The 25,428-nt window shown below is 62.6% G+C and carries 17 protein-coding genes; 14 read left to right on the top strand and 3 right to left on the bottom strand.

Annotation, left to right across the window (positions count from 1 at the left end; all coding sequences use genetic code 11):
- On the bottom strand, positions 1–2,537 hold a 2,537-nt coding region (locus KUW18_RS09805; RefSeq protein ID WP_222561278.1), incomplete at its 3' end, for a retention module-containing protein.
- A gap of 970 nt (positions 2,538–3,507) precedes the next feature.
- Between KUW18_RS09805 and KUW18_RS09800 the strand changes: the two genes are divergently transcribed.
- The 6 genes from KUW18_RS09800 (at position 3,508) to KUW18_RS09775 (ending at position 13,191) form a co-directional block, all read left to right on the top strand.
- Positions 3,508–4,854 carry a UDP-glucose dehydrogenase family protein gene (locus KUW18_RS09800; RefSeq protein ID WP_222164288.1) on the top strand — a complete coding sequence of 449 codons (1,347 nt, stop codon included), beginning with the start codon at positions 3,508–3,510 and terminating at the stop codon, positions 4,852–4,854.
- A 10-nt stretch (positions 4,855–4,864) separates the two neighbouring features.
- Positions 4,865–6,454 carry a glycosyltransferase gene (locus tag KUW18_RS09795; protein ID WP_224908328.1) on the top strand — a complete coding sequence of 530 codons (1,590 nt, stop codon included), beginning with the start codon at positions 4,865–4,867 and terminating at the stop codon, positions 6,452–6,454.
- A 105-nt stretch (positions 6,455–6,559) separates the two neighbouring features.
- Positions 6,560–8,125: a PilZ domain-containing protein gene (locus tag KUW18_RS09790; protein WP_222164289.1), complete on the top strand. Its 1,566-nt coding sequence runs from the start codon at positions 6,560–6,562 to the stop codon at positions 8,123–8,125.
- Positions 8,126–8,198: 73 nt separating this feature from the next.
- Positions 8,199–9,050 carry a polysaccharide lyase gene (locus tag KUW18_RS09785; RefSeq protein ID WP_206944776.1) on the top strand — a complete coding sequence of 284 codons (852 nt, stop codon included), beginning with the start codon at positions 8,199–8,201 and terminating at the stop codon, positions 9,048–9,050.
- Positions 9,051–9,088: 38 nt separating this feature from the next.
- Positions 9,089–10,363 carry an alginate lyase family protein gene (locus tag KUW18_RS09780; RefSeq protein ID WP_206944777.1) on the top strand — a complete coding sequence of 425 codons (1,275 nt, stop codon included), beginning with the start codon at positions 9,089–9,091 and terminating at the stop codon, positions 10,361–10,363.
- 29 nt (positions 10,364–10,392) lie between these two features.
- On the top strand, positions 10,393–13,191 hold the full coding sequence (locus tag KUW18_RS09775) for an SEL1-like repeat protein (protein WP_261396595.1): 2,799 nt from the start codon (positions 10,393–10,395) through the stop codon (positions 13,189–13,191).
- Between the two features lie 123 nt (positions 13,192–13,314).
- Here KUW18_RS09775 and KUW18_RS09770 read toward each other — a convergent pair whose 3' ends face one another.
- Positions 13,315–14,196, bottom strand: a complete 882-nt coding sequence (locus KUW18_RS09770; RefSeq protein WP_222561277.1) for a LysR family transcriptional regulator — start codon at positions 14,194–14,196, stop codon at positions 13,315–13,317.
- Positions 14,197–14,509: 313 nt separating this feature from the next.
- On the opposite strand from KUW18_RS09770, the gene mgrA reads away from it, so the two are divergent.
- From mgrA to KUW18_RS09745, 5 genes are all read left to right on the top strand, one after another.
- A complete protein-coding gene (mgrA, locus tag KUW18_RS09765; protein WP_222561276.1) occupies positions 14,510–15,538 on the top strand; it encodes an L-glyceraldehyde 3-phosphate reductase in 1,029 nt (342 codons plus the stop codon).
- A 229-nt stretch (positions 15,539–15,767) separates the two neighbouring features.
- On the top strand, positions 15,768–16,067 hold the full coding sequence (locus tag KUW18_RS09760) for a hypothetical protein (RefSeq protein ID WP_222164292.1): 300 nt from the start codon (positions 15,768–15,770) through the stop codon (positions 16,065–16,067).
- Positions 16,068–16,283: 216 nt separating this feature from the next.
- The gene (locus KUW18_RS09755; RefSeq protein ID WP_222561275.1) at positions 16,284–17,702 is read left to right on the top strand and encodes a DUF1800 family protein; all 1,419 of its coding nucleotides are present in this window, start codon (positions 16,284–16,286) and stop codon (positions 17,700–17,702) included.
- A gap of 96 nt (positions 17,703–17,798) precedes the next feature.
- Positions 17,799–18,944, top strand: a complete 1,146-nt coding sequence (locus KUW18_RS09750) for a DUF1501 domain-containing protein (protein WP_222561274.1) — start codon at positions 17,799–17,801, stop codon at positions 18,942–18,944.
- A 182-nt stretch (positions 18,945–19,126) separates the two neighbouring features.
- A complete protein-coding gene (locus KUW18_RS09745; RefSeq protein ID WP_222561273.1) occupies positions 19,127–19,855 on the top strand; it encodes a DUF1826 domain-containing protein in 729 nt (242 codons plus the stop codon).
- Positions 19,856–19,867: 12 nt separating this feature from the next.
- Here the strand turns inward: KUW18_RS09745 and KUW18_RS09740 are convergent, their stop codons facing one another.
- A complete protein-coding gene (locus KUW18_RS09740; RefSeq protein WP_222561272.1) occupies positions 19,868–21,139 on the bottom strand; it encodes an NAD(P)/FAD-dependent oxidoreductase in 1,272 nt (423 codons plus the stop codon).
- A gap of 279 nt (positions 21,140–21,418) precedes the next feature.
- Here KUW18_RS09740 and KUW18_RS09735 point away from each other — a divergent pair, with 279 nt between their 5' ends.
- The 3 genes from KUW18_RS09735 (at position 21,419) to KUW18_RS09725 (ending at position 24,965) form a co-directional block, all read left to right on the top strand.
- Positions 21,419–23,548, top strand: coding sequence for a putative bifunctional diguanylate cyclase/phosphodiesterase (locus KUW18_RS09735; protein WP_206944785.1), 2,130 nt, complete (start codon positions 21,419–21,421; stop codon positions 23,546–23,548).
- Positions 23,549–23,631: 83 nt separating this feature from the next.
- The gene (locus KUW18_RS09730) at positions 23,632–24,228 is read left to right on the top strand and encodes a sigma-70 family RNA polymerase sigma factor (protein ID WP_222561271.1); all 597 of its coding nucleotides are present in this window, start codon (positions 23,632–23,634) and stop codon (positions 24,226–24,228) included.
- Positions 24,225–24,965 (top strand): anti-sigma factor domain-containing protein, encoded by a 741-nt coding sequence (locus tag KUW18_RS09725; protein WP_222561270.1) that lies wholly within the window; start codon positions 24,225–24,227, stop codon positions 24,963–24,965. Before KUW18_RS09730 ends, KUW18_RS09725 begins: the two co-directional genes overlap by 4 nt.
- Positions 24,966–25,428 lie beyond the last annotated feature (463 nt).

Genomic DNA, 25,428 nt, shown 5'->3' with positions numbered 1-25,428 from the left:
ACGTCCTGGATACCGTCGCTGCCGGTGCCCTGGCTGCTATGGTCGGTGGTGTTGTCGTCCAGGGTGTAGGTATAGCTGTAGTCCCCATTCACCACGCTGACGACCAGGGTGCCGTAGGTGCCCTGCACGGTGCCGCCGTTGGTCACGTCCACGCCGCTGATCACCACCGAGCCCACGCTGTCGGAGCCGGTATCGATGGCGATGGTGCCGCTGGTGGTCTCCAGGTCGGTGTCAGACTGGCTGCCGCCGTCATCCAGACCGGCTTCGTCCACCTCGTTATTGCCAGACGCATTGGGCGACTCGGGGTTTACCTCTACCACCGGGGTAGCGTCCACGGTGATGGTCAGGGTCGCGTTAGCGGTATCCCCGTCGGCATCGGTGATGGTGTAGTCGATCAGCACGTCGCCTTCAAAGCCCATCGCCGGGGTAAAGGTCACGCTGCCGTCACCATTGAAGCTCACGCTGCCCTGGCTCGGGTCCTGTAGCGCGGCATTGGTCAGGGTCACCGGACCATCGGCGCCGGCCACGTCCAGGCCACCGGCACTGCCGTCCAGCACGTTGACGGTGATCGCCACGTTCTCGTCGGTCTCGGCCGCGTCGTCGGTGGCCTCGGGCACGTCATCCTTGATGTCGATGGTCAGGGCCGCGGGATCGCTGACGTCGCCGTCGGAGTCGGTCACCACCAGGCTGAACACGTCCTGGATGCCGTCGCTGCCGGTGCCCTGGCTGCTATGGTCGGTGGTGTTGTCGCTCAAGGTATAGCTGTAGCTGTAGACGCCGCTGTTGACGGTGACCGTCAGCACGCCGTAGGTACCCTGCACGGTGCCGCCGTTGGTCACGTCCACGCCGCTGATCACCACCGAGCCCACGCTGTCGGAGCCGGTATCGATGGCGATGGTGCCGCTGGTGGTCTCCAGGTCGGTGGCAGACTGGCTGCCGCCGTCATCCAGACCGGCTTCGTCGACTTCGCCGTTTCCGGAAGCGTTCGGCGCATCCGGCATCACCTGAACAACGGGCTCGTCATCCTCAACAACCACCCGCCAGGTGGCCTGGCTGGTGTCGCCGTCATTGTCGGTAAGGGTGTAGCGGATCTCAGCGGTGCCTTCGAATCCAGGGGCTGGGGTATAGGTAATAGTGCCATCGGCATTGAACACCAGACTGCCGGCATCGGCGTCGACCAGCTCGGCCGCGGTGAGGCTGGCGCCATCGGCCCCGAGGGTATCGGCACCGGTGGCATTGGTGACAACGTTGAGCGTGACCGCAGCATCGTCTGTCGTTTCGACAGTGGCATCGTCCACCGCAACAGGCGCATCATCGATGATCAGAATATCCAGTGAACCACCGGCACTACTGCCATCGACGTCCACTGCGCGAACCGCCAGGCTGTCCAGGAAGCCACCGTCTGTGGCACCCGCTTCGGCATCGTTATCCACGTTATTGGTCAACTGATAGGTGTAGCTGACCGTGCCACCGGCTGCGCTACCGGAAAAACCGGTCAACGTAAGAAGCCCGTGCTTGGTAACGATAGTGACCGGCGAGGTTCCCAGCGCACTCAGCTGAGCAAAGGTGAGCGTAACAGAGCCAACGGACAGCGTTGACAAGCCATCTGGAGAGGTAAAGCCAAAGGAACCGCTGCGAATCAGCTGCGTGCTATCTCCGCGGGTGCCGCCACTCAGGTCGGCCTCGTAGAGGACCTGTTCTGCGCTGGACGCGCCCACCGGCAGATCGCCGGATCCCCCGGGGGTCCCGGGACCGCCAGGCCCTCCCGGGTTACCGGGACTGCCAGGGCCTCCCGGATTACCGGGGCCACCAGATCCCGGCGTGCCGCCGTCTCCAGGGCCATCGAGCCCTGTCAGTGTCACACCTTCGTCATCGTCACCAGGATCGACGGCATCGACGCCGGTGAAGTCACGGTCGATGAGCTCGTCACGTCCACCAAGATCAAACTGGAACGCCAGAGGGTCCACCAGCTCCACGATGCGCAGCAGACGGACAAAATTGCTACCTTCATCATCGCCGCCGCCAGCGCCACCGGCAGCCGGATCTTCGAGGTTATCAAAAAGATCACCATCTCCAGCATCGATCGCCGCGAGCAGGTCATTGAGCTCTGCGTCCCCCAACACGTTATCGGCCTGATCAGCAAGCTCAGCGAGTTCGGCAAGCTCCTCACCCTCACCCGTGGAAGCCGCCTGTGTACCGTCGGGTACAGGGGCGTCAATCAAGGCAGCACTGCCTGCGGCAAGCGGAACACCGAGTGACTCCAGCGCACCGTCGTCCGCACTGTCTCCGGCTTCAGTGGTGTGCAGCACCGCATCGACGGCCCCCTGGGGGGATTGCCAAAGGCTTACCTGCCCGCTCCCCGTCAGCGCCTGAGGAGCACCGGTACCGCCAGGAGCAATGGACACCTCACCACCCTGGGATGTCACCAGTCTCTCGCCGTCTTGGATCTGGTCTCCAGGACGAAGCTCTCGAAGCGTCCCGTCTTCGCTTTGAATCCACGCTTGCCCTTGAACCGCCACCACTGTCGCTGTGCTCATTATCGAGTCCCTGCCCCTGTCTCGCGGTGTGCCTCGCCGTCCCGGGTACCGTGGCCACAATGACCCCGCCAAGACTCAGCGCATCCCGCTAGTTATCTCCAGATAGCTGTCGGTGCGTTCCGTTGTTGCACATATCTGCAGTCTGCAAACAACCCGCACATCCAGCACAATTTGGAAGCAGTATTAGCGAAGCACCTTATGTCTCGGCATTGGACTCAAGTACAGGCACAAAGAGCATTCCGTTGCAGAACGCTCAGTTTGGTCAATTTTATAAGCATCAATCTTAGATTAGAGATGCATTTTCACACATCAAAATCATATAGAACTCACATTACCTAAGATTAAAATACTGGTACTCACTGCCGTGACCATATCTATCTGAGGCACACCTTCTAACACTAGTTATCTAGTAATTTTCTGCTAACTCGTTAAATCATCTATCTTTTGTGGTCCTGCTTCCGAGAGGGCGACGCCCAAGACGTGCCTCACTCTTTTGGGAGGCACGCCGGACAGCCGGCTCCCACCGTCTCTTCTCCTCCCCCCAGGCATGACGTTGCTAAGTCGTCAAAAACCGTCTTTAGCACCAGCGCGCCGTTCGCAGCGCCGGGGAGCATTCGTCACGCCTTCCTGGTTTATAAAAAAACCTATTATTTTCAATAATTTATAACAGAAAAAACACAAGGCGTATCTAATGAGCAACATCTAGGGTGTTGATTTTTAAGGACTTATACAAAGGTCACACACATACGTCTCTTTAGAGAGACACTTTTGTCTTTCACCGAGCCCGAACGGCTAGGCACGCCAAAGACGAAACGCTATAGGTATCTGTTTTTTCTACAAACCACTGAAACATGGCCCAAACTTTGCGCACCAGAACACCCAGTACAAGGCTTGACCCGCGCCACAGCACCACAGCGTGAGTGCACCAGGGCAGCCGCCACTACCACAGACGTTCGCAAGGAGAGGGTTCATGAAGATCACCATTCACGGTTCTGGTTACGTGGGTCTCGTCACCGGCGCCTGCCTCGCTGACGTAGGACACGATGTCATGTGTGTGGACGTCGACCAGGTCAAGGTCGCCCGACTCAAGCGAGGCGAAGTCCCTATCTACGAACCAGGATTGGAAGAGCTGATCCGCCACAACATGGATGACGGTCGTTTGCGCTTTTCCGACAGCCCACAAGAGGGTGTCGCGCATGGTCTGCTTCAGTTCATCGCGGTCGGAACTCCGCCTGACGAAGATGGCAGTGCTGACCTGACCCATGTGCTGGGTGTGGCGCAGACCATTGGCCAGTACATGGATGACTATCGAGTGGTGATCAACAAGTCCACCGTGCCGGTGGGTACAGCCGACAAGGTCACTCAAGCCGTTGCCAACGCACTGGAAGGTCGTCAGCTGGATGTCGATTTCGATGTCTGCTCAAACCCGGAATTCCTGAAGGAAGGGGCCGCCATCGAGGACTTCTCGCGTGGTGCTCGTATCGTGGTAGGAACCGACAGCGATCGAGTACGCCGCCTGATGCGCGAATGCTATGCGCCCTATAGCCGCCAGCGCGACAAGCTGATGTTCATGGAAGTCCGTAGTGCCGAACTGACCAAGTACGCAGCGAACGCCATGCTTGCGACAAAAATTAGCTTCATCAATGAAATCGCCAACCTGGCAGAGCATCTGGGAGCGGATGTCGAACAGGTGAGGCACGGTATCGGCAGTGATCCTCGCATCGGCTATCACTTCATCTACCCGGGATGTGGCTACGGTGGCTCCTGCTTCCCCAAGGACGTCAAGGCACTGGCGCGCACGGCCAGTGAAGTGGGAGCACCAGCGCGCATGCTTCAGGCGGTGGAAACCGTCAACAACAACCAGAAGACGCGACTGTTCGACAAGCTGGAACTTGCGCTGCATGGCAACCTGGAAGGACGCACCATCGCCATCTGGGGCCTGGCATTCAAGCCCAACACCGACGACATGCGCGAAGCCCCCAGTCGCGTGCTGATGGAGCAACTGTGGCAAGCCGGCGCACGGGTCCAGGCCTTCGACCCCGAAGCCGCTGCCGAGTGTCATCGCATCTACGGTGAGCGCCCGGACCTGTGCCTGTCAAAACAGCGCGATGCCGCCCTCGAAGGCGCCGACGCGCTGGTCATCTGCACCGAATGGAAAGCCTTCCGCACGGTGGACTTCGACAAGATCGCTCGCACGCTTAACCATCCGTTGGTCATCGATGGCCGCAACCTCTATTCCCCCGAGGATGTGGAACAAGCTGGGCTCGAGTACTACGCCATGGGCCGTGGAGCGTCTCTCCAGCAACCCAGGGTGTGAGGGCTCGACCATGTCATCACTTCCCAAGCACACCTCCGTGGCCAGCAAGGCCACGGAGTTGACCACCCTGGCTCTGCTGCTCGCCCTGCTCGTCGTGCTGGTCAGTGAACTCCCATCAGAGGTGTTCTCTCCGGCGTCGAAGAGCTTCTTTTTTGCCATCGGTGCCGTGGGTGCCTGGCGCTACTCCTGGTGGTTCGTCCAGGCCCTGCGCTCGGTGTGGTACAACCGCCGCATCTTCCCGCGGATGCGGGCACAGGCCGATGCCTTGGGTGACGCCGGCAGGCCGTCGGAGCTGTACGTGCTGTGCACCTCGTTTCGGATCGATCCGGACGTCTGCTATCGCGTCTACGATGCGCTGATCCGTGAAACCCGCAGCTACGGCGTGCCGACGACGGTGTTCGCCTCGGTGTCGGACCAGACCGACGTGGACATCATCTCCCACGTCCTGCAGGAGCATGGCTGGCCCGGGCATATCGAAGTCAGATACATGTTCCAGAAGGGCGACGGCAAGCGCTCCGCCATGGCCGAGGTGCTACGTGCGATCTCCCGTCGTGCACCGGCACCGGACGCGCTATTGGTGTCCATGGACGGTGACATTCTGCTGGAACCCGGCACCCTGGAGCGCTCGCTGTCGTTCTTTGCGCTGCGTGATGACCTTGGCGCTTTGACGACCAACAACAGTGCGATCGTCACTGGCAACGATGCCACCAAGGAGTGGTACGACCTGCGCTACGCGCAACGCCACCTGGTGATGAGTTCGATGTCTGTGTCAGAGCGCCTGCTGGTGCTCACTGGGCGCTACAGTGCCTTTCGTGCAGACCTCGCTACCCACCCTGACTTCATTGACATGGTCGAGAACGACCACGTGGATCACTGGCGCTTCGGCACCTTCAAGTTCCTGTCCGGCGACGACAAGTCGACCTGGTACTGGCTGCTGAAAAATGGCTGGAAGATGCTCTACCTGCCGGACGTCTACGTCTCTGGCTTCGAGGAGCTACCTGATCGCACGCGCTTTTTCGCCTCTACCACCGATCTGATGCGCCGCTGGTACGGCAACATGCTGCGCACCAGTGGCCGAGCCATCGCCCTGGGACCGCGCCCTATGGGGCTATTCACCTGGTGGAGCCTGATCGACCAGCGTCTCTCCATGTGGACGACCCTGATCGGGCCGACGGTGGCGATACTGGTGTCCTTGTTCGTGCGCCCGTCGTTCATCTTCGCCTATGCCCTGTGGATTCTGTTCACCAGGGGCATCTCGACGTTGATTCTTGCCTGGCAGCGCGGTCGCTTCAGCCTGCTGTGGATTCCGCTGATCTACTACAACCAGGTCTACGGCGCCCTGCTCAAGACCTACGTGAGCTTTCGCTTCAATCGGCAGAAGTGGTCGCGCCAGGGAATCTCTGCGGGTGAACCGGACAACCCCAAGGCGGTTCGTCGACAGCGGCGGATGGGGCATCTGCTGCATGCCTTCCACGTCTGCCTGATGCTGTTCGTGCTGACCCTGGCAACCGGTGTGCTGAAGATCCCGGACGCCACATCCCTCGACATTCTTGGTCAGTCAGGAGCCGCCGCTAGCCCCGCCACTGTTGCGCCTCCCTAGGGGCTCTACGCCGCGCCATTCAAGCGTCCCACGATACCCGATCGATACGCACGACCAGATACGTCCCGACACGGCCAACTTCGACACAGGATCTCAGATACCGCCATGAGCGATTACTTCGACCACCACGATCAAGAGACACCTTCGTCACGTCCTGCCTCTTCGCCCTCTCAACAGCGGGCAGAGCCTAGCCTCGGGCAGGCTGGCCATGACGCCAGTACCAGCAACGGTGACAGCCGCCCAGGCCTCGCCCACGAGCGACGCGATGAACGCCGCTATATCCGCGTCACGCCGACCTTTGAAGTGCGCTTCGAGGATGGCAACCGTTTTCGCGGCGTCGACCTGTCACAGGGTGGGTTCGCGATCGAAAGCCCGAAAGCCATGCGCAAGGATGCGCGCATTCGCGGCGAGATCGCCATCCAGACCGCCAGCGGGGAACTGCTGGTGCCGGTCGGCGCCAGCTGCCGCCACAGCCTCGCACAGGAGGGGCGCGCCGGTACGCATCACGCTGGCTTCGAGATTACCGACATTTCCCCCTCCCACCTGGAGCTGCTGCGCCAGGTCGTGCGAGCCCATCTGGCAGGACGGCCGCTGAACGTCGAACAGCTGTTGCAGGGTGAAGACAGCCAGACTCCCCGCAAGCGACGTGGAGCGGGCAGTGCACCGCAACCGGCGGCGCGTCCCCCCAAGCCCTTGGGTCGTTACGTGGCGCTGTTCATGGGCTTTGCGGTTCTGGCCATCGTGGCGGCGGCCACGGCCTACCGCAACTTCATGCTGATTGAACCCAGCTTTGCCGCAGTCACCGCACCACGCATCGATATCCGAGCCCCTAGCCCCGGTATCTTGATGGCCCATGAGCTGGAAGCCGGCGATCGCGTCACCCGCGACGAAGCACTCACGCGGGTCAAGGACGTAGACCTGGAGTCCGACCTCATTCTGGCCGAGGCGGCTCAGCGCTATAACAGCCAACTGATCGAGAATCTTCAGGAAAGCCTGGATAGCGCCAACGGCGGTCAGGTCAGCCTGGCCAACTCCGCTGAGCCGGGCAACGGCGAAGCCGTCAGCTTCGAGACGGTGTCACCCGCCATTGCCGAGGCCCGGATCGACCAGTTCGAGACGGCCAGGGACTTCCAGGCGTCCCGCGTCACCGCACTGCAGGCACGCCAGTCCCAGAACGAGATTTACAGCCCCTGCGACTGCCTGGTCGCCTGGGCCCTGTCCAGTTCTGACGGCACCTACATCAATGAAAGCGAAAAGATCATGACCTTGATGCGCACCGGTCAGGACGAGGTCATGGTCGAAGCTCTGGTCCATATGGACGACATCGACCGCATCGAGCCGGATCAGTTGGCCTACCTATCACTGCCCAATGCCTCAGGCACGATCAGCGCCAGGGTGCGCAGTGTGGCTCTCGACATCGAGCGCCAGCCCCGCGCGGGCTTCCCCAGCTGGGTGCGCCAGCAGCAGAACGTCGCCAGCGTGCTGCTGGTACCGGAAAAGCCGTTGCCCGTCGAAAGCGTCGGCACCCCGGTGGACGTGCGCTTCACCGAACAGGCGCTGCTGGGCGCCACCGCCGAGTGGATCTGGCAGAGCGGCCGCGGCATCTACCAGCAGGCCAGTCGACTGTTTTCTTCCGCCGAGGAAAGCCCTGAGGCCAACCAGGCAGGCTGATGCCCTCGCCATCGACGCGTCAGGGGAGCGCCTCCCCTGAGCGCTGCATGACAGTGATCAAGGAGAACACGCCATGACCAACACGACGCGCCTGACCGCTTCTGTCCTCGCCGTACTGGCCGCACAACCGCTGCTGGTCCAGGCCGCTGACGAGCCAGGACGGCCCGATGTTGCTGCCTGCTCCACCCGCCTTCCGCTGGTAGCGTCTCCGGCGCCGATGCTTGGCGAGTCGAGCGCTCACGATGCGATTCGAGAGGGCTTTGACACCACCCGAACCTGGGGCACCGAGGAAAACGTCGAACTGCTCGCCGGACACGCCGAGACGCCCGCCCTGCGCGTGCATTATCCGCAAGGAACGTCCTCACCGGGAGACACCGACGTCGGTGGTGCCGGCTTCTACGCCGAGCCCGCCGAACTGTCAGGCAGCGACCACGCCTGCCTCAGCTATCGGGTCCGTTTCGAACAGGGTTTCGACTTCGTCAAGGGCGGCAAGCTGCCGGGTCTGTTCGGCGGTGAAGCCCCCAGTGGCGGCGATGACGTCACCGGCGAAAACGGTTTTTCGATGCGCTACATGTGGCGCGAGAACGGTCAAGGCGAGCTCTACGAATACGTGGTGGGCGGTGACAACGACTACGGTGACTCCATTGCCCGGGGGCGCTTCAGCTTTCCATCCGGACAGTGGGTCACGCTGGAACAGGAAATCATCCTCAATGATCCCGGCCAGGCCAATGGCGTCGCTCGCGTCTGGGTCAATGGCCAGCCGCTGATCGAGCAGACCGATATCACCTATCGCACCAGCGACAGCGTTCACATCGACGGCCTCATGTTCTCCACCTTCTTTGGTGGACATGGCAAGGACTGGCGCACGCCGCGGGACCAGCACGTCGACTTCGCCGACTTTCACTTCTACGCACCACGTTCATGAGTGTGACGGCCCACGGGCCGTCAACAAGGAGACCCTGCATGCCTGACTTGCGCGGATCATCGCCTCGCATCATCGCCTCGGCCTGGACAGCGCTACCTGCCGTGCTGGCGGGCAGCCTTGCACTGGCCGCCGTATCGACAGCGGCCCAGGCCATGACCCTGGAAGAGCGAGCCGAACTCGACCTCAGCGACTACCGCGTGACGCGACCTGACGCTTCCTACTTCGATGTGGACAGCCGCATGCAGATGCTGGCAAGCACCGATAACTCCATCTTGCTGCAGGAAATCGACCAGCTCTCCAACGGGCCGAGCTGCCAGCAGCTGCTGGCACAGGAACCGATCACGACCCGGCTGCGTATTCCAGGCTACTACCCCAGCCCCAAGGAGTGGGAGCTGGCCTCCCAGCCGCTGTTCGACTTTGAAGACAGCGTATCGATGCTGGCTGGCTCCTTCGTCGCCACAGCCGACGACTACTATGCACAGTGCCTGGTGTCGTTCCTTGATCAATGGGCGCAGCACGATGCCTTGACCGACTTCCACTACGATCCCATGGAGCCCCAGGCGTGGTTCGCCACCGAATCGATGATCTTTGCCGCCGGCATGGCCTATTCGGTGGTGCGGCCCGAGGTCGAGGGCCACACCCAGGCCAAGCAACGCATCGAAGAGTGGCTGAACCGGCTGGCGCACAAGCACGCCAAGATTCCCGGGCAGCCCGGTAACAGCTGCTGCAACAACCACTTCTACCGGCGAGCCCTCTACGCCAGCGTGATCGGGGTGGTGACCGAGGATGACGAACTGTTTCGCTTCGGTGTCAGCGCCATCTATTCGGCACTGTCCGACATGACCGATCAGGGCGCCTTCCCGCTGGAAATCGACCGGGGTCGTCGCGCCACTCACTACCAGAACTATGCCCTGCTCTACCTGATCACCAACATGCAGGTCATCGCCCGTCAGGGCTACGACATCTTCGATCTCGAGATAGACGGCCACAGCATCCACGATGCGGTGGACTTCGCCCTGACCATCTTCAATAACCCGGAAGCTCTTGGAGACCTTGCTCCTCGCGAGCAGTACACCGGTTTTCTCAAGGACAACCAGTATTTTGCCTGGATGGAGATCTACCAGAACCACTTCGATGATCCCCGCATCGAGGAATTTCTGACTCAGGTCCGTCCGGTCTACAACCGCAGCGCCGGCGGCTACCAGACGCTCTACTTCATGTCACCGCAGGCGCAACAGCACCTGGTCATCGACGAAAGCCGGCGCGAGACGACCGCCTTCGAAGGCCTTGCCGATGACGCTGTGTCGCAGTGACCGATAAAAAAGCCCCAGGAGGCCTGCCCATGATGCTCCCCCACTTTCGCTCCTTTACTCCTCAAGGCCTGCGCTGGTCGAAGGCCTTTCCGCTGACCGCATCCGCCGCCATGGCCCTGTGGCTGGGCGGCTGCGCCGCGCCGGGTTCCCAGTTCCAGTCGACCGGGGTCGACCCGTTGCCGGCGCAGTACCAGGACTTCTTTGATGGCGAACAGCCGCGCAATCCCGAATGGATGCATGACAACGCGCTCGACAAAGCCGAGCAGCTGGTCGCCGCGGGACAGACCCGCGAGGCGATCCTCGAACTGAAGGCCGTGGCGGCCCAGGACATACCCAAGGCGTACTACGAACTGGGCAAGATCTGGGACCAGGGTAAAGGCATCCAGGCAGACCCCGCCAAGGCGGCCACCTACTATGAAGACGCCGTGCGCACCCCTTCCTACATACTGGGCCACGCATCGCTGAATCTGGCCAAGCTGAGCCTTGAGCAGGAAGGTGCCCCCTACCGCCCGGTACTCGCCTACTACCTGCTCGAACAGGCCATGGAGGAGCAGATTGGCCGTGACGAGGGGGTGGTCATGGCATCGCTACTGGCTCGCGGTGCCGACGGCGTTGCCGCCGACCCTCAGCGTGCCCTGGCGCTTTACCGTCAAGCGGCTGACACCGGCAATGCCGATGCCACTCTGGCCTTGGCCCAGGCTTACGCTGAAGGCGGCTGGCTGGACAACGACCCCGAGCGCTCACGCCAGTATGCGCAGCGCTATGCCGAAGGCCTGCGCGAGCGAGCCGGTGGCGGCGACGTCAAGGCCATGACCGAGCTGGCCGAGCTGTACGCCGCGGATGGCCTGCTTGCCGGCAACGATGAGCAGCGCCTGCATTGGCTGAGTCAGGCTGCCCAGGCGGGTGATCCTGGCGCTGTCGCCAAGGCCGGCCGTGAGATGCTCGAAAGCGGCCGCGCCGATCAGGGCGCTGAGCTGCTGAGTGAGGCGGCCAAGACGGGCGATGTCGATGCCATGGAGCGCCTGGGCAAACTGCTGCTCGAGGGAGACGGGCTCAGAGCGCGTCCCATGGAAGCCCGCTCATGGCTTGAAAAGGCCATCGCCGAAGACTCCGTGACGGCGCGTGTCACGCTGGGCCGTGCCCTGCTGGAAGGGGATGCATTGCCGGCCGAGCCGCAGCGAGGCATTCGCCTGCTCGAGGAAGCGGCCAACCGCGATGACGCTCTGGCCCTCGCGGTTCTCGGCCAGGTCTACCTGTCTGACGACCGGGTGCCGTCACAGCCGATCATGGCCGCTCGCTATCTTGAGCGTGGCCATGAACTGGGGCACCCCTTCGCCACCGAGCAGCTGGGACAGCTGTATCTCGAAGGCCGTGGCGTAGCCGCCAACCCGGCCCGCGCCGAACGCCTGCTGCGCGAGGCCATCGAGCAGGGCCAGACCGGCGCCTTGCGGGTACTGGGTGAGGCCTACCTGCAGCAGGACGGCCCGCTGGCCTACCAGCCCAATGAAGCAGAGCGCCTGCTGTCCCAGGCCGTCGAGGCGGGCGACACCAGCGCGGCCACTCGCTTGGGTGAAGCCTACCTGACTGGCGACCTGGCCGGTGGTCAAGGCCTCCAGCAGGCCTCTGTACCCTTACAGCCGCAGACGCCAGCCGCGTCCTCGACCATGTCATCAACCACGTCATCAACCAGGCTTCCCACCCCATCGGCGCAGCCGGAGGTCAGCCCCAGAGTCGAGGCGGGTCGTCGTCTGCTGACAGAAGCTGCCGAGCAGGGCGACGCCTATGCCATGGTGGTGCTGGGCCGAGCCTATCGCGATGGTACCGGTGTCGAGCGCGACCTGACCGCGGCGACAGACTGGCTTGAACGGGCCGAGCAAGCGGGCCACCCCTCCGCGGCTGAAGCCCTGCTGCGCACCCAACGGGATCGCGGCAAGGCCGGCGATATCCAGGCCCTGATCGCTTCTGCGCGCCAGGGAAACGTCAACTCCATGGCGGATCTCGGTCGCGCCTATCGTGATGGTCAGGGCATTGGCCAGAACAACGCCGAGGCCAGTCGCTGGCTGGAACAGGCCGCTCGTCAGGGTCACCCTGGCGCCGCCGCCGCCCTGGGCCGGATGTACCTGGACGGTGATGGGGTCAGCAGGGATCCCGCCAAGGGCGCCGAATTGCTTAAGATGGCGGTGGCGGGAGGCCACGCCGGCGCGCGAGCAGACCTTGGCGAGCTGCTGCTGAGCGGTAATGGGGTCGACGCTGACCCTGAGCGAGGCCGTCAGCTGCTGCAACAGGCTGCAGAAGCAGGCAACCAGTACGCTGCCCAGACTCTGGGTGAGGCCTATCTGGATGGCCAGGGTGTCACCGCCGATGGAGAGCAGGCCGAACGCTGGCTCAGCCAGGCCAGCGAGGCCGGCAACCTGTCGGCTCGCTCCGCCCTGGGCACGGCGCTGATTCGCGGCGACCAGCAACTGGCCCAGGACGTACAGCGAGGAGAGCAGCTTTTGACCAGCGCAGCCGACCAGGGGCATGCCGGCGCCCAGGCCAACCTTGGACGCGAATATCTGCGCGGTGACAACCTGGAGCGTGATACTCGGCAGGGAGCCGACTATCTGCTGCAAGCCGCTCGCCAAGGGCACGAGACCGCGCGGCTGGCCCTGGCCAAGGCCTACCTTGCCGCCAACGGCCTGGAAAACGCCAACCGGGAACAAGCGCTGGTATGGCTGGATGGAGTGATGGACGGCAACTCGCAGCTGGCCTCCCAGACCCTGCATGACCTGCTGTCTGACGAAGCCACCCTGGCCGCCATGCCCGCTGCCATGGAGGCAGACAGCTAATGTCCTGGCCGGCCGGGGCCCACGCCCTGGCCGACCCAGCCATCTCTCCCACCCTATCTCTCCCCCCTATCTCTCCCCCTCTATCTCTCCATCCCCGCCAGTGTCGCGAGAGCGCGGCGCTGGCTAGCTCTCTAGACGCTCACTCAGGGCCTCGATAAAGGCACGCAGCTTGGCCGACTGGCGAAGTCTGGGCGGGTAGATCATCTGAATGGTACGCGTGCGCTCAGCATACGTCGGCAACACCTCCACCAGCTCCCCCCTGGCCAGATCGTCGGCCACCAGATAGTCTGCCACTCGCACGATTCCCCGACCTGCCAACGCCTGCTGACGCAGCAGTCGATGATCATTGATGCTCAAGCATCCCTCCAGGGTGACGTCCTCCGCATCGAACGACCACAGCTGTTGCTGGGTGAAGGTCAGGCAACGATGCTCGCGCAATTCCGCCGTGGATTGGGGCTGACCATGGCGCGCCAGATAGGAAGGTGCCGCGCAGCAAACCGCGCGGTAGCGCATCAGCGGACGCGCGATCATGCGCTCCGGTGGAACCAGGGTCGAGCGAAACGCCAGATCAAAGCGCTCTCGTGTCAGGTCATGGTTGCGATAGCTGACGTCCAGGCGCAGGCGAAGTTCGGGATGGGTGCGCTGAAAGTCGTCACAGATGTCCATCAGATAGTGCTCGGCAAACAGCACCGGCGCCGTAATGCGCAGCTCGCCCGATAATCGCCCGCCAGCGTGCTCGAGCTCTCTTCCCAGCTCTATCAGGCTATCCTGCACCTGGTCCATGCGCCGCAGCACGCGCTCACCATCTTCAGTGAGCCGCACGCTCCGGGTCGAACGAATCAACAGACTGACGTTGAGGTCACGCTCCAGGCGCCGGACCTGCTCGGACAAATAGCTTTTCGACACACCGGATTGTTCGGCAGCACGGGTAAAACTCAGCGTGCGGGCGACATCGGCGAACAGTGCCATCCGCTCCAATGTCTTGTGATCAGGACTTGCCATCATCAGATTCCTGCCAATAAAGGACGGTCCGCACCACGAATGACGCCGTGATTGCAGTAAAACTCTACCCTTGCTGAATGATCGGTGACAGGCCTTACTGTTCACCTAAACGAACAATGTTTTCTCGCTACTGACTTCTAGCGAACGCTAGCGCTAGCTAGAGTGTGGGCAGCCAGAGTGAGGTCGGCCAGGGTGAGGGCAGCCAGAGTGTAGCTTCCCGGCACGCGTCATCACCCAGGAACCCTGGGCATGCTCCAGGTCCTGGCGCTCCCCCCTTGGCCCCTCATGTCCGCCCCTTGTCACGGAGGAAATCAGCATGACCTACCATCCTGCAGCAGACCGCTATGAACGTATGCGCTACCAGCGCTGTGGTCGAAGTGGTCTGAAGCTACCTTCACTGTCGCTCGGCCTGTGGCACAACTTCGGCCACAACGCCGACGAGCACAACGCACGCGACATCTGCCGCACGGCGTTCGATCACGGCATCACCCACTTTGACCTGGCCAACAATTATGGCCCGCCCCCCGGCAGTGCCGAACAGATGTTTGGACGCATTCTGCACTCGGATTTTGCCGGCCATCGCGATGAGCTGGTGATTTCCACCAAGGCGGGCTACCACATGTGGCCTGGGCCCTACGGTGAATGGGGTAGCCGCAAGTACCTGCTGTCGAGCCTCGATCAGAGCCTTGCGCGAATGGGCATCGACTACGTCGACATCTTCTATTCCCACCGCTTCGACCCCGAGACGCCGCTGGAAGAAACCATGGGAGCGCTCGACCACGCCGTGCGCTCCGGCAAGGCGCTCTATGCCGGCATTTCCTCTTACAGCCCAGAACGCACTCGCGAGGCCGCCAGACTGCTGCGCGACATGGGCACACCATGCCTCATCCATCAGCCCAGCTACTCGATGATCAATCGCTGGATCGAAGATGACGGCTTGCTCGACGTTCTCGACGAGGAAGGCATCGGCTCAATCGTCTTCTCGCCCCTCGCCCAGGGACTGTTGACCAGCAAGTATCTCGATGGTGTGCCCCAGGACAGCCGTCTGGCCAAGGGCGGCGCCATCCGCGAGGACCACCTGTCGGACGACAACCTGAGGCGGGTAAGGGCGCTCAACGATATCGCCGCGCAACGGGGCCAGACCTTGGCCCAAATGGCGATTGCCTGGGTCCTGCGCCAGGGCCGAGTTACCACCGCATTGATTGGCGCCAGCCGGTCGGAACAGGTCGTCGACTGCGTCAGAGCACTGGACAACCCAGAATTCAGCGACGCAGAGCTCGCAGAGATCGACCGCTACGCGGTGGATGGCGGCATCAATCTTTGGGCGCAGTCATCCAAGGCCTGAAAGCACGCGCCTCGTCATGAGGCGCATGTGCCAATACTGCTGCGTCAGCACGATTCCATGGTAACGCTCGGCCGCATGCCGCGTAGCGCTGCTCGGCTTTGCGGCTCTGTGCCTCCACCCTGCCGTCAACTGAGGTCATGGCAGCTGCAAAAAGAATTTGAGTGATTGCTCAAGATGCGTTTGAATAGCCTCCTAAATACCGGCTGGACAGCCAATGAGGAGCATCACCATGGCACGCGTCATCAACCGCACCCTGCTGGACTGGGGGCGACTGACCGCCAATCTGGTCACCTACCCGGAGGGTCATAGCGTCTATCGTCATAATGACCCCATGGGCGGCGGCCGGTACTTCAAGCTGAACATGATTCTCAAGGCGCCCAAGGCAGGAGGCGTGTTCGAGACGGAGCGAGTGATCTTCAACCTGTTCGACCGGGTCATCCTGTTCCGGCCTGACCTTTACCAGCACAGCGTGTCGCGGATCGAGAAAGGCCAACGGGTGCTGCTGAGCCTGGCCCTGCATACCCCGTAGCAAGCGACTATCAGAGAAGCGTTCACCAACGTTTCTCGCCGGCCCTCTCGCTCTTCTCTCGCTCTTCTCTCGCCCTTCTCTCACCCTTCTCTCCACCCCGCCGCACGCGAAAACCTCGATACCTTGCCGAATCAGCCGCCACTCAAGGGATAAGGGAACCTGGCGCCTCCTCCCCGGCCAAAGCCAGCATGGCCTTCGTCTTCAGGAGTCGCTGTGGTGTCTGATGCTCTGGTATTGGCGGAAATCGCTGCCAGTCGGTTCGGCCTGGGTCCCCGGCCAGGTGAGCTCGAGCAGATTGCTCACGATCCCCAAGGCTGGGTGCTGGCCCAGCTGGAAGCGCCCCAAGAGGCCCTGCTAGGCCCCGGAGGGACGCCACTGCCCTCCACGCTCGACTATCTGGAGCGCTTCGCCCAGTTTCAGCGCGACCATGCCGAGGCACGGCGACGCATGGCCCGGCAGACGGCAGCTGGCGGGGCCTCGCTACCGCGCCTGTCCCAGCGCTTTGGTCGCGATATGCAGGCGGAACGACAAGCTCGGGCACGACAGCAGTGCCTGACGGGTGCCCCGGTGCTGGAACGCTGGGTGATGTTCTGGAGCAACCACTTCTGTGTTTCCGCTGATCGCGGCAAGGTCGTGATGCTACCCGGTGCCTACGAGCGCGAGGCCATCCGCCCCAACATCACCTCCCGCTTCAGCGACCTGCTGCTGGCAGTGGAGCAGCACCCGACCATGCTGCTGTACCTGGAAAACGCAGACTCTGTCGGTCCTTCCTCGGCCGTTGCTCGCGCCGCTCGCCGACGGGCCTCACCCCAATCTCTGGGGCTCAACGAAAACCTGGCCCGGGAAATCCTCGAGCTTCACACCCTGAGCGTCGACGGGCCATACGACCAAGCTGATGTCGTCGCCCTGGCCCAGGCGCTTACCGGCTGGCGCACCCCGCTGGAGATTCCGCCGGCCGCGACCCCACCTGAACTGGGCTCCCATGGCAGTGTCTTTCACGAAGCGGCCCATGAACCAGGTCCACGAACCCTGCTGGGGCAACGTTTCTCTGCAGATGGCGCCGGTCAGGGTCAAGCCATGCTGCGCCTGCTGGCACAGCATGAATCGACAGCTACCTTCATCGCGCGCAAGCTTGCCCGCCATTTCGTGGCAGACCATCCTCGGGCAGAGCTGGTCAGCGCCTTGGCCAGGAGCTTTCGCGACCATGACGGCGACCTTGCCGAACTCTACCGTACCCTCTTCCGTCATCCTCTTGCCTGGCAGCCCGGGGCACACAAATTTCGCCGGCCAGAGGAGTTCCTGGTGGCCCTTTATCGCGCCTTGGACAAGACCCCACCTGCGACCGGCAACCAGTGGGAGCAGGAGCTGCGCCTACTCGGCCAGCGCCCCTTCTGGCCGGGCTCTCCCGCCGGCTGGAGTGACGACAGCCGTGACTGGATCGGCGCGGATGCGCTGTATCGACGCGTTGCACTGGCACGCCGCCATGGACGCGACAGTACGGTGGAACCGCTGGCTCTGGCGGAGCACTGCCTGGGACCCAGGTTACGCGAGGAGACTGCCGTCGCGATCAGCCAGCAGCCCCCTGGGATGGGCCGAGCCATGGTGCTGGCAAGCCCGGAATTCCAGTGGCGCTAGTCCCCCGACATCCTCCTTTTCGACCTTCTCATTTTCGACCTTCTCATTCCCGACACTCTCGATCCTGAACCCTGGGGATTCGCTACGGAGGCTGCCATGCTGAATCGACGTGATTTTCTCGGACGCCTGGCGCTGGGATGCAGCATGTGGCTATGGCCACCCCTCGCCAGGGCCGAGACACTCCAGACGCGTCCTCGTCTGGTGGTGGTATTGCTGCGTGGTGCCCTCGATGGTCTGACGGCACTTCCTTGCCCCGGTGATCCGGCATACGCCAGCTTGCGCGGAGACCTTGCGGCGGCACTGCAGTCGTCAGCCCCTATGCTGAATGACACCTTTGCGCTGCATCCTGCGCTGTCATTCTGTCATCAACGCTTCCTGGCCGGTGACATGGCCGCCATACACGCCTGCGGCCAGGCCTATCGGGGGCGCTCACACTTCAGTGCCCAGGACTGCCTGGAGAACGGCACCGACCATCCGGGTGGCAGTCGCACCGGCTGGCTAAATCGAGCCGTTGGCGAACAGGCTCACACCCAAGGCGTCAGCCTCACGGATGACCGCCCTTTGATGATTCGAGGGCCCGCCCCCATCACCAGTTGGGTCCCCGCCCCCACCTCGGACGCTACCCGAGTGCTGGCCGCCAGAATGAACGCGCTCTATCGACACGACGAGCGGCTGGGTCCGGCCTTCGCCAGAGCCCTGGAGATGCAGCGCATCGTTTCTGATGACGTGGTGGGCGGTTCCCGCCTGGAGGACATCATGCCGGCGGCGGGACGCTTTCTGGCACCTGCCGAGGGAGCCAGTGTGGCGCTGATCGATGACCAGGGCTGGGATACGCATGCGCGCCAGAACGCCGTACTGGCGCGCAAACTTGCCGACCTGGATCACGGCCTGTCAGCGCTGCATCGGCAGCTCGGCGCTAGCTGGCGGCATACAGCCGTGGTGGTAATGACCGAGTTCGGTCGCACCGTTCGCGTCAACGGCAGCGGTGGCACCGACCACGGCACCGCCAGCTGCGTGCTGCTGGCTGGCGGCGCCATCCGAGGGGGCAAGGTCCACGGCGACTGGCCGGGGCTCGCTCGCCTTCGCGACAATAGAGACCTTGTCGCCGCGCAGGATATTCGCAGCGTGCTGAAGGGAGTGCTGCGAGATCATCTGGGGCTGCAGCGTGCCGCACTGGATACCACCGTCTTCCCGGACAGCAGGACCATCGCCCCTTTTGAAGGGCTGATCAGAGCCACCTGACACCGTCGTCTCTCCCCCAATACTCGCTCAGGGTTCCTCACTCAGGGACCACGTCACCGCTGGGTGCTTATATCAGAGACGAGATCCTGTCGGCTGCGCCAATGCAGGGGGATAAGGGGGGGCTTTCATCAGGCATATTGTTACGATATAACATATAAAAATCTCCCAGGAGCCTTCCTTCCATGTCGCTTTCTCAGCCGCGCTCCGTCGCGCCCTCCCTCTCTCTTGGCTCAAGCAGCGCGCTGGTCGACTCTTCCCTGGCCGCCGCAGCGCCCCTGCAGGCTCACAGCAGCGTGCCACACTGGGCGATGGGTACCGAGGCCAGCGTGTTGCCCCGAATTTATGAAGACACTATCACCATCTCCGTGCTCCAACGGGCCCTGCCTGCCGTTCTGGCAAGCAGCGCTCAAGCCCAATGCCACAGCGAGCGACTGTGGAGCTTTCAGTGGCTGGGTCCCGCCAATACGGACATGAAGCAGGCCCTGCTGCGCAGCTTGCCTGCGGCTGAGCAAGCGACAGCACTGATCGACGACGTCCTGCTGCTGACGGAGGCCATGGGAATGCTGTTCGACACTGACAGCCTGGGGGTCAGACTGCGCCTGATGAATGCCGCGATGTGCCCACGCTTCCATTGTGACAAGCTGCCTGTGCGCATGGTCACGACCTATGTCGGCGCAGGCAGCGAATGGCTTCCGGAGTTTGCCGTCAATCGTCAGGGACTGGGCGCTCCGACCCCGGACAAGCCCGACGTGCTGCGCGAGCCAAGCGCGATTCGGGAGCTGGCACCAGGGGACCTGGCGCTGTTGAAGGGAGATGGCTGGGCCGGCAATGAAGGGCGGGGCCTGGTCCATCGCAGCCCCGCCATGGCGTCGGGCGGTCGACGCCTGCTGCTGACGATTGATCCGGCCTGAGCCGGCTTGGGCTCAGTGGACCTTGAGACGGGGGCCTACTGAGCGACCGAAGGCATCGCTCACCGCTTCGGCAGCGCCCTTCCAGGGGCCCAGCAAGAGGAACTGATGCTGTCGCTGCAGGCCCTGATACGCGGCTCGGGCCAGGCGCCCGCGCAGCGTGATGTCATCAGCAAAGACGCCGCGCAGGGTACCCACGCTGCCCGCCTCGCCCAAGGACAGCAGGGTCCCCTTGTCCTCGTAGCGGAAGGGGGCCGGGTCATCTCCTGCCAGAAAACGCGGCAGTTCTCGGGCCAGGTGTTCGGCCTGCTCGCTGGCGGCCTGAGCGGTAGGAGGCACCGGGCTTTCCTCGATCCAGGAGCAATCCCCCAGTGCAAACACCGCGTCATTGTCCATGGCCTGGAGGCTCGGCCTAACGATCCACTGGCGCTTGTCATTGACCGCAAGCCCCTTCATTCGACTCGCCAGCGATGGGCCAACCCGTCCGGCCGCCCAGATGGTCATGTCGGCGGGGAAGGACTGACCACCCTCGGTGGTGACACGCTGGGCGCTGACCGCGTTGACCTGCTGCGCGGTATGGATGTCGACCCCGGCCTCCTGCAGACGAGCCTGCACGACGTGCCGTACTTCGTCGTCCATGCCAGGCATAAAGGTGTCGGTTGCCTCCAGCAAGGTGACCTTGACCTCGGGCTGGATCTCCTTGGGCGCCATGCTGGATGCCCTGGCCTCGGTAGCCAGCAGGCCAGCCAGTTCGACGCCGGTCGCCCCTGTTCCCACGATGGCGACATGATAGGGATCGCTGCACCCTTGGGAGCGGCGCGCCAGCAGACCGGCCGAGAAATGGCGATACAGTCGTTCTGCGTCTCGCTCGCTATCGAGCAGGAAGGCATTGTCGAGAACGCCGTCGACCCCCATGTCCGGGGTCACGCCCCCCAGTGCCAGCACCAGTGCGTCAAACGACAGCTGTCGCTCGGCGACCAGTACACGCCCGTTGTCGTCCTTCCATGGCGCCAGGGTAAGACGCTTGTGGCCAGCGTCCACGTCAACCAATTCGCCCTGTTCGAAACGAAATCCCCACTGCTGCGCCAAACCAGCGTAATCCAGCTCATCAACGCTTGCCCGGGTGAAACCCGCCGCCAGCTCGTGCAGACGAGGCTTCCACACATGGGTCGCATCGCGATCCATCAGCAACACGTCCTTGTGCCCGGCCTTGGCCAAACGAATGGCCAGTTCCAGGCCGCCGGCTCCACCACCAACAATCACGATGCCTTCACTGCGAGTGTTCATGGGACCTCCTGTCGATGGCCTCCCGGACGATCCGGCAGGCCTTGGATCAGGACTACCCTAACATCGCTCACTGATGCTTGCGCCCTGATACGTCGGTCGCCACGGCCTCCGACATGTACAAAGGCAGTTAGAGCATTACCGCTATACCGCTGACATACCGAAGAAAAATAAGAAACAGAAGACATGAAGTTAAGTTAAACCAGCGCGGAGTTTCTTCTAAAGGTATGGTAGGTGCCTTTACGGCCAACACCGCTATCACTCCTTGAGGATCTCTCCTGCATGGACCATACCGTTGCGTCCTATCATCCCGCGCTCGTCGTGTTGAGTCTCGCTATCGCCGCCATTGCCTCATTGACCGCGCTGGACCTGGCAGGCCGGGTCAAGTCCAGTCGCGGACTGGCTCGGCAGCTTTGGCTAGCCGGAGGCGCCTTTGCCATGGGCACCGGCATCTGGTCGATGCACTTTGTCGGCATGCTGGCCATGGATACGGCTTCCCGTTCCGCCTACAACATCCCGCTGACGCTTGTCTCACTGCTGGCCGCCCTGCTCGCCTCGGCGCTGGCCCTGGCGACCGTGCAGGGAGGCCGGCTCACCTGGCCCAGGCTGACATCCGGTGCCATCATCATGGGCACTGGCGTGTGCCTGATGCACTACATCGGCATGGAAGCCATGCTGTCGATCACCGAGCTGCGCTATCGCATCGATCTGTTTCTGGCCTCGGTCGCCGTTGCCGTTGTCGCCTCAGCCCTCGCCCTCACCCTGGCCTTTCGACTGAACCGTGAAGGCATACGATCTCCGCTATGGCAGCGGGGTCTTGCTGCGCTGATCATGGCCGTCGGCATCGCTGGCATGCACTACACCGGCATGGCTGCTACCAGCTATCAGCGCGTGCCCATGGCCGTCGATGCCGGCGGCCTGGGCAACGGTCAGCTCGCCTTCCTTGTGGCATTGGCATCGATCTTCATCATGGTGACGGCGCTGCTCATTTCCATCTACGACGCCCACCTGTCGTCGCGCAATGCGCTGCTGGCCGACTCGCTGCAACGCGCCAATCAAGAGTTGAAGGATCTGGTCCACCAGGACGCGCTGACGCAGCTTCCCAACCGGCTCAAGCTCGAAGAGCACCTGGACGCGATGATTGCCACCGAGTCTGCGAGCTTCGCGGTATTTTTCGTCGACCTGGATCGCTTCAAGCAGGTCAACGATTCGCTGGGACACCATGCCGGTGACGAACTGATCAAGGGAGCCGCCGCCCGGTTGAAGTCTGCGGTGCGCGATGGCGACCTGGTCGCCCGGGTCGGTGGCGACGAGTTCATGATCGTGGCGGGCCCCAACATCACACATGGCGATGCAGAGGCCATGGCGCGCCGAATTCTCAGCGCGCTGGACAAGCCCTTCCAGATTCACAAGAGCATGGTGAAGGTTTCCACCAGCCTGGGGATCAGCCTGCACCCGGAACACGGCAGGTCCCGCCACGACTTGATGGTGCATGCCGACGCCGCCATGTACAGCGCCAAGCAGAACGGCCGCAACACCTACCAGTTTTTTGCGCCTGACATGACCCACGCGGCGGACCGCCGCAGCATCCTCGAACAGCGCCTACGCCATGCCCTCGACAACGACGGTCTGACCCTGGCCTACCAACCCAAGATCAATGTGCACAGCGGCCAGGTGGCGGGAGTAGAAGCCCTCTTGCGCTGGCACGATGAGGAGCTCGGCCAGATTGCCCCCGATGAAGCGATTCCTCTGGCGGAAGACTGCGGGCTGATACTGCCACTGGGTGAATGGGTCCTGCGCACGGCCTGTCGCTTTTCCTGTCAGTGGATGGAGGAAACCGGCCAGGCCCTGCCGGTAGCCGTCAATATCTCGGCAATTCAGCTGAACCACCGAGGTTTCGTCGACACCATCAAGACCGTGCTCACCGATACCGGCCTTCCGCCCAACCTGCTGGAACTTGAGTTGACCGAGACCTGCCTGGTGCAGAACCCGGATCGCGCCATGGAAGTCCTGGGCACCCTGCGGGAGCTTGGGGTACTGATGTCCATTGACGATTTCGGTACCGGATACTCGAACCTTACCCAGTTGAAGAACCTGCCCGTCGATCGCCTGAAGATCGATCGCAGCTTCATGGAAGACATCGCCAACAACAGCCAGGACGCGGCGATCGTCCGGGCCGTCATCTCACTGGCCCGAAGCCTTGGGCTGCATATCATCGCCGAGGGGATCGAGAACTCGGAGCAGCTGGCGTTTATCAGCAAGCTTCAAGGGCATGAGTACCAGGGATACCTGTTCAGCAAGCCCGTCCCTGCAGCCGAATTAAGGCGCCTTCTGGAGGAACGTGCCACGCAGGTGCTGGTCGATCAGCCGCTACGCGCTCACGGCATCCCGCCAGACCAGCTACCGGCCTGAATCGCCCCGTCCTGTGCCACTTGACCCGAACCGGCCGGCCGCGTCACGCTGCCCAACACGCCCCCGTCACAGAGATCCCATGAATGACGCATGTCCAACGCCTGGAAACTGACACGTCCGCGCCGAGTGATGCGCAGTCTCCTCAAGACAGGCTGGTGATGCTGTTGGCTCGAGTGGAAAAGGGCGACCGAGAGGCATTTGCCGAACTGTACCAGGCAACCTCGGCGAAACTTTTCGGCACCGTGCTGCGTATCCTCAAGGACACAACGTGGGCAGACGATGTCATTCAGGACGTTTACGTGACCATTTGGCAAAAGGCAGATCGCTTCGATCAACAGCGCGGCTCCGTCATCGGCTGGATGGCGACCATCGCCCGCAATGCGGCCATCGATGACCTGCGCAGAGCACCCCGCCACCAGAGTGAGGACGACAGTCACCTGGAGAACGCCGCAGCTACCCAGGCCTCGGCCTTCGAGCAGCGAGACCAGGACGAGTCCTCCGACCGCCTGTCGCAGTGCCTGGAGGAACTGGAGGAGACACGCAGCCAGATGGTCCGGCTGGCCTATCTGGACGGCTGGTCGAGGGCCGACCTGGCCACCCATTTCGGGCAGCCCGTCAACACCGTCAAGACCTGGTTGCATCGCGCTCTCAAGCAATTGAAAGGATGCTTGTCGACATGAGCGATCTTACTGACAAGGACCTCCTTGCCGCCGAGTTTGTACTCGGCACACTCGACGATTCCGAGCGCCAGCAGGTCCACCGGCAACGCCAGCAAGATGGCGAGCTTGAGCAGCTGATCCAGGCCTGGGAGGCACGGCTCGCGCCCCTCGGTGATGAGGTCAAGTCCATTGCTCCTGGCCCTCACCTGCTGGCGCGTATCGAGCGACGTATCGACGCTGTCGAAGCTCGGGCCGCGTTGCAGCATAGCGATGATCGGGTTACCCGGCTGCGCCGTCGTATAACCATCTGGCGAGGGATGGCTGGGGTCTCTTCTGCCGCAGCGTTGATACTGGCGGCCTTGCTGGTGGGTGCACCGACGTCATCTCCCGACCAGTCCCAGTTTGTCGCGGTGTTCCAGCAGGACGACCAGCAACCCGCCTTCATGTTGAGCGTCAATCTTGAACAGCGCCGCCTGCACGTCATGCCCGTTACCGCCAAGCCGATGGAAGATCGCTCTTACCAGCTATGGATCAAGGAAGCCTCCCTTGGGCCGACGCCACAGTCGGTGGGGGTCCTGGACGACGACCTGAGCATCGACCAGAGCGCTCTGCAGCAGTACTCGCCCGAGCTGCTGAAACGGGCCACCTTTGGTATCAGTGTCGAGCCTTCAGGAGGCTCACCCACCGGCCAGCCCACGGGCCCCGCCATTCATGGGTATCTGTATCCCACCCAGGCCCCCGGCAACCAGCGTCTCTAGCCATGACCGCAGAGAGGAGGCCTTCCTCTCTGCCGCGTCGGCTTTGTCAGCACCAGCTCAGGCCCCGTGGATTCCTCTGATCTATTGCCAAGGGGTCCTGCGAAGTGCCTCCTTCAGCGTTCTCCCAACGTCAGTCGCCGGGACAGCAGCGCCTTAAGCGAACTTCAACAGTGCGCTGTTTTCCCAGTCTCTGACTGAAACCTTTGTCGTTCATGAAACCTTTGCCTTTCATGACACGTATCTGTTGCTGGCGAGCGAGCAGCCAACGGCATACCAGCGTGCCCCCGCTGCAGTGCCCCACGCCATAGGGCGCGGTCATAGTGGCGCGACCATAGCGGCGCGAGGGCGTCTTCCGCGAGGGTGAGCGTTGCATGCCTGCCACCTGTTCGCCTCACCACTTCCCTGCTTGGCCGCCCTCCCGGCGGCCTTTTTTATCAAAGGTACAACGATCAAAGGCACAGCG

This window comes from Halomonas sp. DP5Y7-2 (assembly GCF_019802025.1).
GTDB classification, from domain to species: Bacteria; Pseudomonadota; Gammaproteobacteria; order Pseudomonadales; family Halomonadaceae; genus Halomonas; species Halomonas litopenaei_A.
Note: the sequence above shows the minus strand (reverse complement) of the source record. Positions and strands in the feature narration are given on the sequence as shown.